The following is a 15,669-nucleotide window of genomic DNA, read 5'->3' on the forward strand; positions in this document are numbered from 1 at the left end:
GCGCCGCTACGACACCGTCGGGGGCGCGTACGCGAGCTGCGCGGTGAGGTGTCCGCGCTCGCGGCTCACGATCTGTGCGCGTCCCGGGATGGATGCCGCGGGCTTCACCCGCCCGATCAGTGCGCCCTCCTCGGGGTTGCCGCTGAGCAGGATGCCTGTCGTGCCGAGGTCGGTGAACCGCTGGATGATCGGGTCGTAGGCGGCCCGACTCGCCCCGCCCGCGCGGCGCGTGAGGATGACGTGCAGACCGAGGTCGCCCGCCTGCGCGAGCAGCGGCTGCAGCACCGCGAGCGGGTTGCCCTGACTCGTGGCGACGAGGTCGTAGTCATCGACGAGGATGAAGCCTTCGGCGCCCGTCCACCACGACCGCTGCCGCAGCTGTTCGGGCGACACGTCGGGGCCCGGGATGCGGCCGGCGAAGAACGCGGCGAGCTCGCTGAGGCCGCCCGTCGCCATCTCGTGCGAGGTCAGGTAGGCGCCGAGGTAGTCAGACGGGATCTCCCCGAGAAGCGATCGGCGGTAGTCGACGACGAAGATCTTCGCCTCGCTGGCGCTGTAGTGGCGCGTGATCTCCTGCACGATGCCCCGCAGGAACGACGACTTGCCCGACCCGGCATCGCCGTAGAGGAAGAGGTGCGGCTCCACGGCGGGATCGATGCCGAACGGGGCGAGCTGTGCTTCGTCAATGCCGAGCAGGAACCGGCGCGAGGAGGGGTCGGATGCCGCGCGCACCGCGTCGAGCGTGATGCGCTCGGGCAGCAGGCGCAGCTTCGGCCCGGCGGGGCCGCGCCAGGCGGCGGCGGTCTGGGCGACGAGGTCGCTGACCCCGCCCGCGAGCCGGGCGGGGTCGCCGTCGCCGTCGACGCGGGGGAGCGCCGTGAGCATGTGGAGCCGGTTCTGCGCGAGCCCGTGTCCCGGGCGTCCGGCGGTCACGTTGAGGGCCTGCTTGCGGTCGATCTCGGAGTCGGTCGGGTCGCCTAGCCTCAGCTCTACGCGGGTCTGGATGAGGTCCTTCAGGCTCGCGCGGATCTCGAGCCATCGGTTGGCGGTGACGACGACGTGCACTCCGAAGCTGAGACCGCGGGCGGCGATCGCCTGGATCCGGGGTTCGAGCGGCTCGTATTCGGTACGCAGCGTCGCCCATCCGTCGACGATGAGGAAGACGTCGCCGTATCCGTCGTCGACGAGCCCCGCACCACGGCGCTGTCGGTAGGTGTCGATGGAGTCGATCGCGTGCTGGCGGAAGAACTGCTCCCGAGCATCGATGATCTGCTCGATCTCGGCGACGGTCCGTCGCACCGCCTCCTCTTCGGTGCGGGTCGCGAGCCCCGCCACGTGCGGATGCCTCTGCAGGCCTGTGAACGTGCCGCCGCCGAAGTCGAGCACGTAGAACTGCACCTCCAGGGGCGTGCGTGTGAGGGCGACGGCGGTGAGAAGGGTGCGCGCGACGGTGGACTTTCCGCTCAGGGGACCGCCGACGATCGCCACGTGGCCGGCGGCCCCGCCGAGAGCGACGACGAGGTTTTCGCGGCGCTGTTCGAGGGGGACGTCGACGATCCCGAGCGGCACGACGAGCGACCCGGCCGCGCGCCAGCCCGGCGAGACGAGCCCGAGCTGCGGGTCCGCGACGAGATCGGGCATGAGCTGGTCGAGCGTGGCGGGCACCTCGAGCGGGGGCAGCCACACCTGGTGCGCGGCGGGGCCGCGACCGCTCATGCGCTCGACCGCGATCTGGAAGGTCGAACGTTCTTCGACCTCCACGACCGGCTCGGATGTCTCCGCCACCGCGGGGGTCGCGGCATCCGTGTGCTGCGCGACCGCCGTGAACAGTTCGATCTCGGCATTGCCGGCGATGCCGTCGCCGGCGTCGACGCTGCGGCGGGAGCGCGATGTCTTCGGGGGCCCGGACACATAGGCCGCGCGGAACTGCACGAGGTTCTCGGTGTCGGCCTTGAGGTATCCCACTCCGGGCTCCTGGGGGAGCGTGTACGCGTCGGGAACGCCGAGCACGCTGCGGGATTCGGCGGCGGAGAAGGTGCGCAGGCCGATGCGGTAGGAGAGGTAGGTGTCGAGACCGCGCAGCTTGCCCTCCTCGAGTCGCTGTGACGCGAGCAGCAGATGCACCTGCAACGAGCGACCGACGCGGCCGATGTTGATGAAGCTGTCGACGAACTCGGGTTTGGCCGACAGCAGCTCACTGAACTCGTCGGCGACGATCAGCAGCGCGGGGAGCGGTTCGAGGTCGCTGCGGCCGTTCTTGCGCGCCTTCTCGTAGTCGCTGACGTTGGCGAAGTTCCCGGCGGAGCGCAGCAGTTCCTGCCGCCGCACCACCTCGCCCTGCAGGGCATCCTGGAAGCGGTCGACCAGAGCGAGCTCTTGACCGAGGTTGGTGATGATCGCCGAGACATGCGGCATCCCGGCCATGCCGGCGAAGGTCGCGCCGCCCTTGAAGTCGACGAGCACGAAGTTGAGCTGCTCGGGGGAGTGGGTGAGGGCGAGCGCGAGCACGAGGGTGCGCAGCACCTCCGACTTCCCGGAGCCGGTGGCGCCGATGAGCACACCGTGGGGTCCCATGCCCTGCTGCGCGGCTTCCTTCAGGTCGAGCACGAGGGCGGCGCCCGAGGTGTCCTGTCCGATCGGCACCCGCAGCCGGTCGCGTTCGAGACGGGGAAGCCACGTGCGATCGACGTCGATGTCACGCACGTCGGGTAGAGCGAGCAGCTCGACGAGCTCTCGCTGAGCACTGCCGGTCTCGCCGGTGGACGCCGTCGGCTGGGAGTGCAGCGGCAGCAGTCGCCGGGCGGTCGCCTCGGCTTCGACGATCGTCACGGTATCGGGCGTGAAGGGCACGGCTGCGCGACCGAGGTGGATGAGCTCGCTGACCGTGCGCCCCTCGGTCGGCAGGGCGATGCGCAGGGTGCCGCGGTCGTCGAGGTCGCTCCACCGTTCGGGGAGTTCGAGTACCGTGACGCCGGCCATGCCCTCGCCGCCGACGATCGGATGCCCCGCGGGCAGCCGTACCCCGTCGACGAGGATCACGATGTGCGGGCTCGTGCGGGTGTCGCGGCCGAATCGCGGACGCTCGCGCAGACCCGCCGGAAGCAGGTCCTCGAGAGCGTCGAGATCGGAGGCGATCAGGCGTGCGGGCCCGACGCGATCCTCCACCCGCACCGATTGCGCGTGCGGCAGCCACTTCGCCCATTCCCAGTGGGGCAGTTGCGAGGGCCCGGCGAGAACGGCGATCTGGAGGGTGTCGGGGTCGTGGAGGGCGGCGAGGCCGATGACCATCGATCGCGCGAGCGCCCGCACGGCGTCTTCGTCGGAGCCGATGATCTCGGTGCGGGCGTCGTCCCCGAGGTCGACGGCGAGCGGCAGCGCGGGCTGGATCTCGTGGGTGAGCATGAACCGGTGCGCCGCGCTCGCGGCGACCGGGTCGAGTTGAGCGAGCGAAGGGAGCTCGGGCGCCTCGAGTGTGATGCACAGCGGCTGATCGGACACTCCCACACGGGTGCGGAGGAAGGCGTCGTCTGTCCCGGCCCGTTCCCAGACGCGGGTGCGCTCCTCGGCGAGGAACGGGAGCGCGGCGGGGGCCGGGTGGATCCAGTTCCCGTGCCGGCGTTGCTGGCGGGCCGCGCTGCGCACGGTATCCCGCAGCTCCGAGAGGTAGGCGAGGTACTCGCGCCGGTTGGCGAGCACCTGCGCGGCTCGCTGCGAGCGCTGCCGCCACCCGTTCACGGCGACGAAGCCGAGCGACGACAGCAGGAACATGCCTCCGGTGATGAAGCCGGTCGGCCCGGCGTTGGAGATCGTCACCATCACGATCGCGCCGACCGAACCGATCATCGGGAGCAGTGAGGTGAGGATGCCCCCGGCCCCGTCGGCGGGGACGAGCTCGGGAGGAGGTTGCACGAGGATCTTGCCGCTGGGCACGCGCGGAGGTGCGAGTCGCGGTGTTCCGCTCATCCGGGTGCTCCCTCGGTGCGTCTCGGGCCCTACCGGCTGTGTGACCGGGCGGCGGGGCTGGCTGTCAGTGGTGGCGGGGCGTCGCCCGGTCAGGCGCGTCCGCCCGCTCCGGCGCCCTCCGAGCGCGGACCCATGTCGACGTCCTCCTCGAGCTTCGGTGCGACCGGGCCGCCCAGGCCGCGGCCGCCGCGCTTCCCGCCGCCGTTCGCCGAGCCCGGGGCGCCGCCGCCCAGCATGCCGCCCGCGGCGCCGCTGCGCGTCCCCGACGTTTCGGTGGGGGCGGCCGTGGCCGCTCCGGCACCCGACGAGCGGGCGCCGCCGAGAAGTCCTCCGGAACCGCTGCGGGCGTCGGCGCCCAGGCCGCCCGACCCGCTGGAGGAGGCCGCCCTCCTGCCCCCGGCGAACGCTCCCGCGCCCGGGGTCGCGTCGGCCGTGGTCGCCGCGGTGAGGCCCGCACCGGCGTACCGCGCGCCGGCTCCGAGCATCGCGGCACCGGCGATTCCGGCGCCCGCCCCGAACCCGCCGGGGGTGGCCGGAGTGAGAGTCGACGCGCCTCCCTGCAGTCCCGTGCCGGCTCCGCCCCCTATGACCGTTCCCGGGGCGAAGCTCGTTCCCCCGGAGCCGAGCGGACCGTCCGGTGTCAGCACGATGTCGTTTCCCCCGGTCCAGCTGCCGTCGCCGGTCTGCGCGGTGTGGTCGGTCACACCGGGCACCGTGGCCGCTGTGGGAACGGGCGGTGCGGTGACGGTGTTCGCGGAGTGCGTCGTCGATGTGCGCGCCGGCGGCGTCGCCGGCGTGTCTGTCCCATCGGGTGCCGTGTTGAGAGTGAATCGGCTGAAGCCGTCAGCGGACAGCAGTGGGAACCGGGGTTGATCGGACATCGATGCCGTGATGCCGCTCGACGCAGCGGTCACGGCCTTGTGCGCGGCGGCCTCGCGCTGGGAGCTCATCCACTGATTGATCTGGTCGACCGCGAACGGCCCGGCGATGACCGAGATCGGCCCGAGGGGGAGGGTCAGTCCCGTCGCCGCCCCACGCACGAGCGCCTCCTGGGTTCCGTCGAGAGATCCGTTCGGGAGCGCGGCGAGCGCGGAGCGGGCGGACTCCCGAACGGCATTCGCCTGCGTGATGGCGGCCTGGAAGACGCCGATCGCCGCGGTGAGCTGGTCGATGGCCGTCGCCGATGTGCGGAGCGTCTCTGACGCGGCGAGGGACGCCTGTCCGGTCAGTCCGTTGTCGTCCGACGCCGCCCGGAGCACCGTGGCGAGGTCGGGGAGGAGGCTCTGCAGCTGCGGCAGGTTCGCCTGCGACCAGTCGCCGACCTGAGCGAGCTGGATGAGTCGTTGTTCGTAAGGCCCGGGGTTGCTCATCCTGCATCCTTCCGTTGAGGACTTCGTGCGCGTGTTCGACGGATGACGAGCACCGTCGTCACGGCGAGGCCCGCGACCACGAGCAGGCCCACCGCGCCGAGAGCGATCGGAACGCCCCCGCTCGACTCGGGGGAGGCGACGGTGCCCGCTCCGGAGGGCACGGGACTCGGCGTCGCGGAGGACGTGGAGGCGCCGCCGCTGCGGGCGTCTGCGAACTGCTGCGCCGTGGGGAGGCCCGACGACTTCCCCATGAGGGGATTGGTGTCGGGATAGGACGCGGGGTCGGCGGTCAGCATGCCCGCGAGGAGTGCGCCGCCGTATCCGTACCCCTGTGCGACAGCGAGGTTTCCGTTCGTCGTCCCGCTTGCGTGGTGGATGAGCGACTGGATGAGTTGATTCCCGGTCGCCGACGGATACTTCTCTTTCGCCAACGCGAGCATTCCCGCCACCAGCGGCGTCGCGAGCGATGATCCCGAGGAGGTCCCTGCGATCCAGCTGCCGTCGCTCGCCCCGGCGGGGGTCGAGATATCGACACCGGGGGCCGCCACGGTGACGTCGTCGTTGATGACGGGAGTGCCGGCGGGGTTCTCCAGAAGGCTCCCGGTCGAGGAGATCGCCGACACGGCGACGACGCCGTTCGCGTCCCACGGATAGGTCGACGCGGACCCGTTCGCGTTCGGAGTGCCCGCCACGATCACGACGCCGGCGGCGAGGGCGCGGGCGATCGCCGAGTAGTACTCGGCGGGGACGGCGGGCCCACCGGTCGAGATGCTGATGATCTCCGCGCCGTTGCGCACCGCTTCGTCGATGAGGGCGCCGTAGAGGTCGGTGCGCTGACCGTCGGCCGTCTGCACCCCGCACGCAGGGTCGGTCGAGTTCAGCGGCGCCACGTAGTAGTCGACGGTGGCCTTCGGAGCGATGCCCCGGATCTCCCCGGGGCCGGCGCCTGTGCCCACCAGGAGCGACGCCACGGAGGTGCCATGACCGGAGTCCTCGGTGTACGTGGTCGTGGTCGCCGCGGAGCCGTCGCACGCCGGCCCGTGGGTGACGATGTCCGCGCCCACGAGTGCGGGGAACTCGGTGTTCACGGGTCCGTCGATGACCGCGATGGTGACGCCGGAGCCGTCGATGCCCGACGAGTGGAGCTGCGCGAGGTTGTACTTGGCATACCACCAGTTGCCATCGGTCGTCGCCGCGGCCGACGCGGCGGAGGGCACGAGCGCGAGCGCGGTCGCGGCGACGAACGCCGTCGCCGCCGCGATGCGCGGTGCGGCGAACCTCACGATCCGTCGACCCAGGCGCTCGCCACGGCGGAGCCGTCGGTCTGCGCGGCTCCTGCGGGTGGCGGCGGTGCCGAGGCGGCGGACGGTGCGGCCGCGACGTCGATGGCGTGCTCGAGCATCCCCGCTGTCAGTGCAGAGAGGTCATCGGATGCCACGAGACGCTGGGCGGCCGCCTTCAACGCGTCGGAGTGCTCGGTGATGACGGTCTGGATGCCGGTCACGGAGTCGGCCAGCGTCGATGCGTTGCGTGCGAGCCAGGCGTAGAACGTCGCTTCGGCCGCTTCCGTCGAGTGCCCGTCGACGTGCGTCAGCTCTTCGGACGTCGGCAGCTGCGCCGACTGGATGAGCAGTTTCTCGGCCTGGTTCTGCACGGCCTCGAAGTTCACACCGAGCCACGACATGTCAGCGCCTCCCCCTCTTGGATCGGATCAATTCTTGTGGAGGCGCTCGTCGACGATGTGCGCACCGGGGAATCGGTGGATAAGTCGCGCGGTGGCGGCCGCGCCGCGGCATCCGCTCAGTCGGAGTCGCCGAGGAGACGACTCACCGTGAAGACGCGGTCGCCGAGTCGCACCCGGACGCCGTCCTCCACCTGCGTGCGCGCCCCCGGCAGCACGGGCGTGGCGTGCCCCTCTTCATCGAGGAGGTCCGTGCCGTTGGTCGATCCGACATCGGTGATCCAGGTGCCCGCGCGGGTGTGCTCGAGGCGAGCGTGCGTCTTCGAGACGGTGCCGTCGGGGTCGCGCACGACGACCAGCTCGTCACCTGGAGCCGTCGGCTCGGGCCGGCGCCCCAGGTTCACGGCGACCGGCACCGGAAGCTGCGCGCGCTGTCCGGTGTCGAACGCGAGCAGGAGCTCGCCCGATGACGGATCTGCCGCGGGTCCGTCGGTCTCCCACGGGACGACACCCCGCCGATGCGGACCGGGCTGTCCCGTCGATCCGCCGCTGTCGCCCCCCGTGACCTCGCCCGGCAGCGTATCGACCACCGGCGTCGGTGCGGCGGAGATCACCCCGCCCACCCGCGGAGTCGAGGTGATGAGGACGGGCGCGGCATCCGGCCGACGGATGACCGGCGCGATCGCCGCTCTCCCGGCGATGCCCTCCCCTCGGTGCGTCCTCACCGCGGGGGCCGGCAGCACCGTGGCCCCGTTGTCGGGCGTGCCCATGACGACGTCGGCCTCGTGACGGCGAGGCACCGCGACGACGACGGTCTGCGCCGCGCGATCAGCCCAGGAGCGTCGGCGAGGCCCGCGGTCCCACGCCGCCGACGCCTCGACCAGCCACGCTCCGACGCCGAGCACCGCAGCACCCATCGCCGAGATGAGGCCGCGCACGAACGCCCGTCCCACCCCCGGCGAGAACGGAGCGTCCGCCCTCGTCACGCGCAGCCGGAGCAGCGCCTTCCCGATACTCGTCCCCGTGCGTCCCTGCACCACCCACAGGGCGACCAGCGCCTCGAGGGTCGCGAGCACTGCGAGGAGGACGGATGCCGAGGCGACTCCGACGACCGTGGCGATCGCCGCTACGGCGGCCATGTCGATCGTGAACGCGGCGACCCGTGCGCCGACACCGGCCACGGCGCCCAGATGCGTCGACCGCGACGCCGCGGTGTCCGGTCCCGTGCCGACGGCCCCGCTCGGCGGCGACCCCCCGCTCATGCGCCCATCATTCCACGCAGCAGGTCGATGGCGTCGGCGGCCATCAGGCCGGCCGGGAGCGCCAGGGCGATCGCGAGCCACTCGATGACGTCTCCCGTCCGCGACCACGCCAATGACCGCGCACCCCGGGCGATGGGGATCGCCGCGAGACCCGCGAGCACGCCCGCCGCCAGCAGCACGACCGCCGAGACGGCGAGCACATCGGCGTCGAACGCGCCGATGATCCCGGCGACGGCGGTACCGATGACGACCGTCGCGGCGAGCCGCGGCATCCACATCGTCACGGGCGACAGGGCGCGGCGGGATCCGAGCAGGAGGGCGGCGGCGGCACAGATCGCGAGCGCCACGCGGCCCGCGAACACGAGTGGATCGGTGAGGGGAAAGCCGGGCAGCGCGATGGGGGCGGTGGCCGCGGCGATCAGCGAGAGCGTTGCGGTGCCCGCCACGAGCCGAGCCGAGGATCGCACGGCGACTTCGGCGGCGGTCGACGCGGAGATGGGGCCGCCGGGCTCGGGATAGGTCTGCCGCACCGACCAGCGCGTCGTCTGGAATCGCGGATAGTCGATGAACATGCCCGGAGACACGTCGAGCAGAGTCGCGACCAGCAGGCGGCGCGCCACCGGGACGAGCCCGAGCGAGACGGCGGCGGGTGCGGACACGGGAAGGTCGAGCATCATCGCCGCGCCCCAGACCAGCGCGAACGGCAGCAGCACCACGGCGGTCACGCCGAGCTCGGCGCGGAAGGTGGCGGCCGAGGCGACGAGTCCGAGCAGCCCTGCGAGCGCCGCGGCGCATCCGAGACCGGTGAACACCGCCAGCGACGCGGATGCGGCGGGCATCTCCGGGATCGCGACCGCGCCGCCGGCGAACGCGAGCGCGAGCGGGCCCCACGCGCTCCCCGCGCCCGTCGCGCGCGGGGACGCCCGCGTCGCCCAGGGCACCGAGGAGGCGATCGCCGCGGCGAGCGCGACGGCGGCGAGGACCGGCCGCGCGGACGGGACGATCGCGTCGGGCGCGCCGAGCGCGACCACGGCGACCCCCAGGCCGAGCGCGCCCAGAGTCCACCAGAGGGCGGCGCTCTCGACGGCGTCGCGCCGTCGGCGCATGCCGCTCCTCGCGGTGGGCCGGCGCTCACCCGTCTCGACGACGGTGAGGACCGCGCCGTCGTCGAGGTCGCCGATCGGCGACCCCGGGGCGATCTGTCTTCCGCCCCGGCCGAGGAGCGTCTGGCGGGCAGGGTCGAGGTCGATGCGTGCAGCGTGCAGCGCGTCGGCGACCGTGCGGTCGATCGGCACGGAGAGATCGTGACGGGACGTCGCATCGATCACGGCTATGCGCCGCCTCTCGATGACGGGGCGGGTCACTGAGCGAGGTCTCTCGACGGCGTGCCGATCTCGGGTTCGCGGGCCGCAACGCGTCGCCTCGCCGGATCGGTCATGGTCTCAGCCGTTCCGGAAGAGCTTGGCCGAGGCGCGGTCGGACTCGACGTACCCGGCCGACATCTGATCGGCCGCGCGGGCGATGCGCTCGAGCAGATCCCGCATCTCGGAGAAGGTCGCGCTCCACGAGCGCTGCGCCCGCTGGTAGGCGGATCGGGCATCGCCGTCCCAGCTCGCCTCCAGCCGACCGACCTCCTGCTCCAGGCCGGCGAGGATCGCGCCGATACGGGCGCTCTCCGTGCGCAGCTCCGCCGCGCTGACCTCCAGAGCGAGCGGGTCGACCGAGAAGTCGTGCATGTCAGCTTCCGCCCATCATGGTGCCGAGGCCCGAGATGGTCTGCTGGTGCGCGTCCTCCGTCGCGGCCTGATCGCGTTCGGTCCCGCGCAGCGCCCCGTCGAACTCGACGAGTACGGCGGTGAGGCGCTGCGCATCCCCGCTCCACGTGGACACCAGCGACTGGAACGCCGTCGCGGCGTCTCCCTGCCAGTACGCGCCCAGCTGGTCGAGTTCGCCTCGGACGCGACCGATGCTGTCGACGATGTCGGCCCGCGCGCCCGATACGGCTTCCGCACCGCGCCGCAGCGCGCCCTCGGCGGCGCTGATCGATCCGGTCATGACTCCTCCTGTGATCGATTCATCGACGGTGACGAGACGGATGCCGGTGGCCGCGGCATCCCCTCATCGGCGAGGCGGTGATCGCCGACCGGACGCCCGCCCGCGATCACCGCCCGAACGTCAGAGCGAGAATCGGCCTGCCGACGACTTGTCGGATGACACGTAGCCCTGCGAGATCTCGGTGGTCTTGGCGGAGATCTGCTCGAGCAGGGTGTTGAGCGCGGTCAGTGACTGCGTCCATTTGCGCTGTGCGGTGTCGTAGGCGGTCTGCGCCTCACCGTTCCACGAGGCGCGGAGCTTGCCGACCTCGTTCTCGAGCTGTTCCAGCCGAGCCTTGATTCCGTTGGCGCCGGTGCGGATCTGCCCGGCGAGGGCGACGACCTGCTCGGGCTTGACGGACATCGACTGCATGATGACTCCTCTTACTCTCTGCCGACGCGTGCGTCAGCTGCCCATGATCGACGAAAGACCGGAGATGGTCTGCTGGTGGGACTCTTCTGTCGCCGACTGGTCGCGCTCGGTGCCGGTCAGGGCCGACTCGAGCGTCACGAGCACCTCGTTCAGCTTGCGTGTCTCGTCGTCCCATCGGGTCATGAGCTGGGTGTACGCGACGGCGGCCGCGCCGGTCCAGAAGCCGCGCACCTGCTCGATCTCGCCACGGACGAACTTCACCTGCTGGTCGATGCCGGCCTTCGCGGTGTTCACTGCCTCGGCTCCGCGCTTGAGCGCGCCTTCCTCGGCGGAGATCACATCTGCCACGTCAACCCCCTTCATTCATTGACTGGATCGGAGTGGGGCTCCCGTGCGGTGGTCGTCACCGTGATCGAGCGCCTCGGGTCCGACGGTAGCCATCGGCCCCCGCGCTCGGGGCCCGATCCGGCCATTGTGGATAGTTCGTGGATGAGAGTTCTGTCATCTGGATCCGGCTCCTCGCAGTCATCCCCAGGCGCATTCGAGGGCTTCCACGCCGCGGCTACACTGGCGGCGTCGTGCGCGGGCACGGCGGATGAGGGCAACGAGGGGGAGCGCACCGGTGAGTCAGAGCGTCGTCGCCTCGCGTGCTCTCGTGCGCGTGTCGGTGCAGTGCGAGGGCCGCCGGCTCGACATCGGCATCCCCGCTCAGCTGCCGCTCATCGAGCTGATGCCGGGCTTCGCGCGCAGTCTCGGCGTGCTCGATCCGACCATGACGCACGCGGGCTATGCCCTGCAGCGCGCGGACGGCACGGTGCTCGACGTCGCGCGCGGGGCGGCGGAGCAGGGTGTCGACGACGGAGACCTGCTCACGCTCGCCCGCGGCGGTCTGCTTGCTCAGCCGCGCGTCTACGACGACATCGTCGAGGCTGTGATCGACGCGACCAGTTCACAGCACAGACCCTGGTCGCTCCAGGACAACGCACGCACGGCGCTCGCCGCGTCCCTCACGCTGCTCGGTGTGTGCGCGGCGCTGCTGCTCGCAGCCGGCCCCGGGCTGGGTCTCGGTGCGATCGTCGCCGCGGGAGGCGCGGTCGTGCTCGTCGCCGTCTCCGCCGTGGTCGGCCGCCTCGGCCAGAGCGAGGCGGGGCACGGCCTCGGCATCGCCGCGGCCCTCTTCGGTGCTCTCGCCGGATTCCTCGCGGTGCCGGGGACGGAGATCTGGACGTGGCCCCTCGCGGCCGCGGGACTCGGTGCGGTCGTCATCGGCGGCGCCTCACTCGCCTTCCAACCCGACCGCCCCGAGATCCAGCTCGCCCCCCTCGTCGCGGGCGCCGCGGTCGGCGTCACTGCGACGCTCGCCGCCGTGCTGCCGGTGGATGCGGTCGCCGTCTACGCGGTGATGGTCGCGGTCGTGGCGACGCTCGGCAACGGGCTTCCCTGGCTCGCCCTCAGCTCGACGCGCATCCGGGTCATCTCGCCCCAGAGCGACGCCGAGGTGTTCGCCGCGCCGACACCGATCGACGGTGACGACGTTGCGCGGCGCATCGCGGCGGGCCATCGCGTGCTCGTCGCGAGCCGTCTCGCGCTGGGCATCGTCGCGCTCGCCGCGACACCGCTCGTGGCGGCCGCGAACGCGGCCGGCGCCGCGCTGTGCGCACTCGCGTTCCTCGGCATGATGTTCCCGTCGCGCCAGTCCTACGCGCGCAGCGCGGTGCTCGCGATCATGGCGCTCGGCACCGTCGGCCTCGCCGTCACGGGTATCACGGTGACCGTCGGCCAGCCGGCGCTTCGCCTCGTCCTCCTCGTCGCGCTCATCATCGCCACCGCGGTCGTCGTGACGATCACGGTGCTCGCGCCGCGCGCGCGCACCCGGCTCGCACGGGTCGCCGACACGATCGAGCTGATCATCCTGGCGGTGCTGCTGCCGCTCGGGGTGATCGCCGGCGGATGGGTCTGACCGCGTGGCGACCAAGAGCGACCTGATCGAGGCGCAGAACTTCTCGCGCCGCCGCCTGCTCACGGCGTTCACGAGCGGTGCCCCCGAGGGGAAGGAGCTCGAGCCCGCCGCGCCACTGCGCGCCGTCATCGCCGCGATCGCCCTCACCGCCGCGGTCGTGCTCGCCGGAGTGTTCTACGGGCTCATCCAGCCGGGGCTCCCGAGCGGCTGGCAGAACGGCAAGCTCATCATCGCGAAGGACACCGGCGCGCGCTACGTCACCGTCGACGGCGTGCTGCACCCTGTGCTCAACACCGCCAGTGCGCGTCTGCTGATGCCGGCCGGGCAGTTCGACGTCATCAACACGAGTCAGTCGAACCTCGCCGACATCCCCCTCGGCTCGACCGTCGGCATCGTGGGCGCGCCCGATCAGGTGCCTGCGGCATCCGCTCTCATCGACACCGGCTGGACGGCCTGCCTCGCCGACGCCGCCGGCATCGCCGTACAGCTCGGCGAGGCACCGGCGGCCACCGCGACAGACCGGGCCATCGTGGTCGACGCGGCCGGCGGCCGGTACGTCGTCGCAGGCGGGACGAGTCACCTCGTGGATGCCGCGTCGGGCGACGCCGTGCTGCGCGCCGCCGGGATCGCGGCGAGCACGCCGCGCGCGGTGAGCGTCGACTGGCTCAATCTCTTCACTCCGGGGGCCCCGCTTGCTCCACTGACCGTGACGGACGCGGGCGACCAGGTGCTCGGCACGACCCTGCGCGTCGGGGACGTCATCCACTACTCGGGGAGCGCCGAGGACGATCGCTTCCTGGTGCAGTCGGATCACACTCTCGCCCCGCTCAGCCCGCTCGCGTGGCAGCTGTACCAGCTCGGCAGCGGGGCGAAGGCCACCGACGTGAAGGACGTTCCCCAGTCGGTGAGCTCGGGACTCCCGACCGCGAAGGAGCCGGCGGGCGGCGCCGACTGGCCCGCCGCGGGATTCACCCCCCTCGACGCGGCGTCGCGGCCCTGCGCGCTGCTCGCGAGCGACGGACAGGCGACGCGCACCGTGCTGGCCGCCCGCGCCGCGAGCCTGCCGGCTCCGGCGGGAGTGAGTGTCGCCGCCGGTCACGGTGCGCTCGTCAACGCCGCCGGGCGCGGCGATCAGTCGAGCGGCCTCGACACCCTCATCGACGCGACCGGCACCGCCTACGCGCTGCCGGGCGCCACCGAGCAGACCCTCCAGCGTCTCGGCTACCAGGCGACCGACGTGACGACGGTCACCAAAGCCTGGATCCCGTTCTTCCTCACCGGGCCGGCGCTGACCGAGTTCGGGGCCGGCGGGGGCACCGAGGGGCAGCAGCTCTCGCCGAGCCCGACGGCGACCGGGGCCCCGTGACGGCGGGCCGCGGCATCCGTGCGGTCGTCGGCGTCGCGCTCGGAGCGGCGCTGCTGGCCGCGGCGACGCCTGCGGCGGCGATGGGACGAACGGATGCCGCGTTGGCGCGCCCGCTCGCGACCGACACCGGGGAGTGCACCGCCTCGACGCGCATAACCGACCCGGTGAAGGCGCTCGGCGTGCTGCAGAGCGGCGATGCCTGGCAGATCACGCAGGGCGCGGGAGTCACCGTCGCCGTCGTCGACTCGGGGGTCGCGGCGAACCCGCACCTCGATGGCGCGATGGCCGGCGCGATCGACCTCGTCGGTGACGGCGCCGGTGCGAACGCGGACCTCAATGGCCACGGCACCGCGATCGCAGGTCAGATCGCCGCGCGCCCCCTCGACGGCTCCGGTGTCGAAGGCCTCGCCCCGGCGGCGCGCATCCTGTCCGTGCGGGTGTTCGCCGGCACCGAGTCCGACCAGGTGAAAGCGGGTTTCGGCCCCTCGGTCGCCCGTCTCGCCGCGGGCATCCGCACCGCCGCCGACAACGGCGCGCAGATCATCAACGTCTCGATGAGCACCGCGACCGATGACGCCGGTCTGCGGGATGCGGTGGCATACGCGGCATCCCGGGGCAGCCTCGTCGTCGCGAGCTCGGGAAACCGCGACAACCAGCTCGCCATCGAGGAGAATGCCGCCGACGGTGCGCGCTACCCGGCGGGCGATCCGGGGGCCGTCGGCGTCGCGGCGACCGACCTCAGCGGTGTCGTGACGGACGCGAGCATCCACGGGCCGCACGTCGCCCTGGCTGCGCCCGGCCAGGACATCCTCACCACCTCCACCCAGGGCGGCGACTGCATCTACGTCTCCGACAAGCCCGCCACGAGCTTCGCGACCGCCTACGTGTCGGCGGCGGCGGCGCTCGTCGCCGCGGCCTACCCGCAGGAGACGCCGGCTCAGTGGGCCTATCGCCTCGAGGTGACCGCTGTGCGCGCGAATCCCGACCAGCGCACGGATGCCGCGGGCTGGGGAACGATTCAGCCCTTCGAGGCGCTGGTGATGGTGCCGGGCGAGGGCGTACGCGGGCCGGTTAGCCCCTTCGTGTCGGCGGAGCCGGTCGTCAGCGAGACGCCCTCCGCCGCGGTGAGCGTCACCGCCCGGCCCCCCGCGAACAGCGTGGCGGTGTTCGTCGGGGTGATCATCGCGGTCCTGGTCGCTGCCGCGCTCGCGATCGTCGGCACCCTCGCGGTTCTGCGCGGACGGCGGCGTGCCGGACCACACGAGGGGACGTCGTCGCTGCCGGCAGCACACGCGAGCCACGGGCTCTACGGAGATCAGCCGGGCGGGCGGTGATCGGCGGCATCCGCCGGATCGCGTCAGCGGCCCGGTTCGAGTCGCAGCGCCATGTCGCCGAGGCGGAACTCGCCCGTGATCTCGGCCACCGTGTGCGCGGCCAGCGATTGCACGGATCCGCGGGCGTCGACGACGCTCGTGCCGTTCGTCGACCCGATGTCGCTCAGTGACCACCGGCCCGCGACGAGGCGCAGCGCGGCGTGCTGCGTCGACACGGTGCGGGTCGCGTCCGCGATGGCGAGGTACTGCACCCCGGCCTCGTCACCG

At 72.4% G+C, this 15,669-nt stretch carries 14 protein-coding genes; 3 read left to right on the forward strand and 11 right to left on the reverse strand.

The features are described 5' to 3' along the window. Positions 1-6: 6 nt before the first annotated feature. From eccCa to FFS51_RS06030, 10 genes are all read right to left on the reverse strand, one after another. The gene (gene eccCa / locus FFS51_RS05985) at positions 7-3,963 is read right to left on the reverse strand and encodes a type VII secretion protein EccCa (protein WP_137877766.1); all 3,957 of its coding nucleotides are present in this window, start codon (positions 3,961-3,963) and stop codon (positions 7-9) included. 89 nt (positions 3,964-4,052) lie between these two features. Next, positions 4,053-5,333, reverse strand: a complete 1,281-nt coding sequence (locus FFS51_RS05990; RefSeq protein WP_137877767.1) for a hypothetical protein — start codon at positions 5,331-5,333, stop codon at positions 4,053-4,055. After that, the gene (locus FFS51_RS05995; RefSeq protein ID WP_171006117.1) at positions 5,330-6,616 is read right to left on the reverse strand and encodes a S8 family peptidase; all 1,287 of its coding nucleotides are present in this window, start codon (positions 6,614-6,616) and stop codon (positions 5,330-5,332) included. The genes FFS51_RS05990 and FFS51_RS05995 overlap by 4 nt, the downstream gene beginning before the upstream one ends. Beyond that, positions 6,613-7,017 carry a hypothetical protein gene (locus FFS51_RS06000; protein WP_137877769.1) on the reverse strand — a complete coding sequence of 135 codons (405 nt, stop codon included), beginning with the start codon at positions 7,015-7,017 and terminating at the stop codon, positions 6,613-6,615. The genes FFS51_RS05995 and FFS51_RS06000 overlap by 4 nt, the downstream gene beginning before the upstream one ends. A gap of 116 nt (positions 7,018-7,133) precedes the next feature. Then, complete coding sequence (locus FFS51_RS06005) at positions 7,134-8,276, reverse strand: RDD family protein (RefSeq protein ID WP_171006118.1); 1,143 nt, start codon at positions 8,274-8,276, stop codon at positions 7,134-7,136. Beyond that, on the reverse strand, positions 8,273-9,571 hold the full coding sequence (locus tag FFS51_RS06010) for a hypothetical protein (protein ID WP_137877770.1): 1,299 nt from the start codon (positions 9,569-9,571) through the stop codon (positions 8,273-8,275). Before FFS51_RS06010 ends, FFS51_RS06005 begins: the two co-directional genes overlap by 4 nt. Before the next feature lie 147 nt (positions 9,572-9,718). Beyond that, positions 9,719-10,012 (reverse strand): WXG100 family type VII secretion target, encoded by a 294-nt coding sequence (locus FFS51_RS06015; protein ID WP_045245769.1) that lies wholly within the window; start codon positions 10,010-10,012, stop codon positions 9,719-9,721. A gap of 1 nt (position 10,013) precedes the next feature. Continuing rightward, entirely contained in the window at positions 10,014-10,331 is a 318-nt protein-coding gene (locus tag FFS51_RS06020; RefSeq protein WP_056206405.1) for a WXG100 family type VII secretion target, read from the reverse strand. A 120-nt stretch (positions 10,332-10,451) separates the two neighbouring features. Beyond that, entirely contained in the window at positions 10,452-10,742 is a 291-nt protein-coding gene (locus FFS51_RS06025; RefSeq protein ID WP_056206407.1) for a WXG100 family type VII secretion target, read from the reverse strand. Positions 10,743-10,775: 33 nt separating this feature from the next. Next, entirely contained in the window at positions 10,776-11,090 is a 315-nt protein-coding gene (locus FFS51_RS06030) for a WXG100 family type VII secretion target (RefSeq protein WP_045245778.1), read from the reverse strand. A 274-nt stretch (positions 11,091-11,364) separates the two neighbouring features. Between FFS51_RS06030 and eccD the strand changes: the two genes are divergently transcribed. Genes eccD through FFS51_RS06045 form a run of 3 tightly spaced genes read left to right on the forward strand, consistent with a single transcriptional unit; the run spans position 11,365 to position 15,402 of the window. After that, a complete protein-coding gene (gene eccD / locus FFS51_RS06035) occupies positions 11,365-12,702 on the forward strand; it encodes a type VII secretion integral membrane protein EccD (protein ID WP_056206409.1) in 1,338 nt (445 codons plus the stop codon). A 4-nt stretch (positions 12,703-12,706) separates the two neighbouring features. Continuing rightward, a complete protein-coding gene (gene eccB / locus FFS51_RS06040; RefSeq protein WP_056206413.1) occupies positions 12,707-14,068 on the forward strand; it encodes a type VII secretion protein EccB in 1,362 nt (453 codons plus the stop codon). Continuing rightward, positions 14,065-15,402, forward strand: coding sequence for a S8 family serine peptidase (locus tag FFS51_RS06045; protein ID WP_137877771.1), 1,338 nt, complete (start codon positions 14,065-14,067; stop codon positions 15,400-15,402). Before eccB ends, FFS51_RS06045 begins: the two co-directional genes overlap by 4 nt. A gap of 23 nt (positions 15,403-15,425) precedes the next feature. Here the strand turns inward: FFS51_RS06045 and FFS51_RS06050 are convergent. Continuing rightward, positions 15,426-15,669, reverse strand: a 244-nt coding sequence (locus tag FFS51_RS06050; RefSeq protein WP_212742785.1) for an FHA domain-containing protein, incomplete at its 5' end; no start/stop codon positions are given.

Source organism: Microbacterium sp. 4NA327F11 (genome assembly GCF_005503465.1).
Taxonomy (GTDB): domain Bacteria; phylum Actinomycetota; class Actinomycetes; order Actinomycetales; family Microbacteriaceae; genus Microbacterium; species Microbacterium ginsengisoli.

What these genes read in the sequence shown, in the direction of transcription:
- eccCa (WP_137877766.1), bottom strand. Translation starts at nt 3,963, where the DNA reads ATGAGCGGAACACCGCGACTCGCACCTCCGCGCGTGCCCAGCGGCAAG.
- FFS51_RS05990 (WP_137877767.1), bottom strand. Translation starts at nt 5,333, where the DNA reads ATGAGCAACCCCGGGCCTTACGAACAACGACTCATCCAGCTCGCTCAG.
- FFS51_RS06000 (WP_137877769.1), bottom strand. Translation starts at nt 7,017, where the DNA reads ATGTCGTGGCTCGGTGTGAACTTCGAGGCCGTGCAGAACCAGGCCGAG.
- FFS51_RS06005 (WP_171006118.1), bottom strand. Translation starts at nt 8,276, where the DNA reads ATGAGCGGGGGGTCGCCGCCGAGCGGGGCCGTCGGCACGGGACCGGAC.
- FFS51_RS06015 (WP_045245769.1), bottom strand. Translation starts at nt 10,012, where the DNA reads ATGCACGACTTCTCGGTCGACCCGCTCGCTCTGGAGGTCAGCGCGGCG.
- FFS51_RS06020 (WP_056206405.1), bottom strand. Translation starts at nt 10,331, where the DNA reads ATGACCGGATCGATCAGCGCCGCCGAGGGCGCGCTGCGGCGCGGTGCG.
- FFS51_RS06025 (WP_056206407.1), bottom strand. Translation starts at nt 10,742, where the DNA reads ATGCAGTCGATGTCCGTCAAGCCCGAGCAGGTCGTCGCCCTCGCCGGG.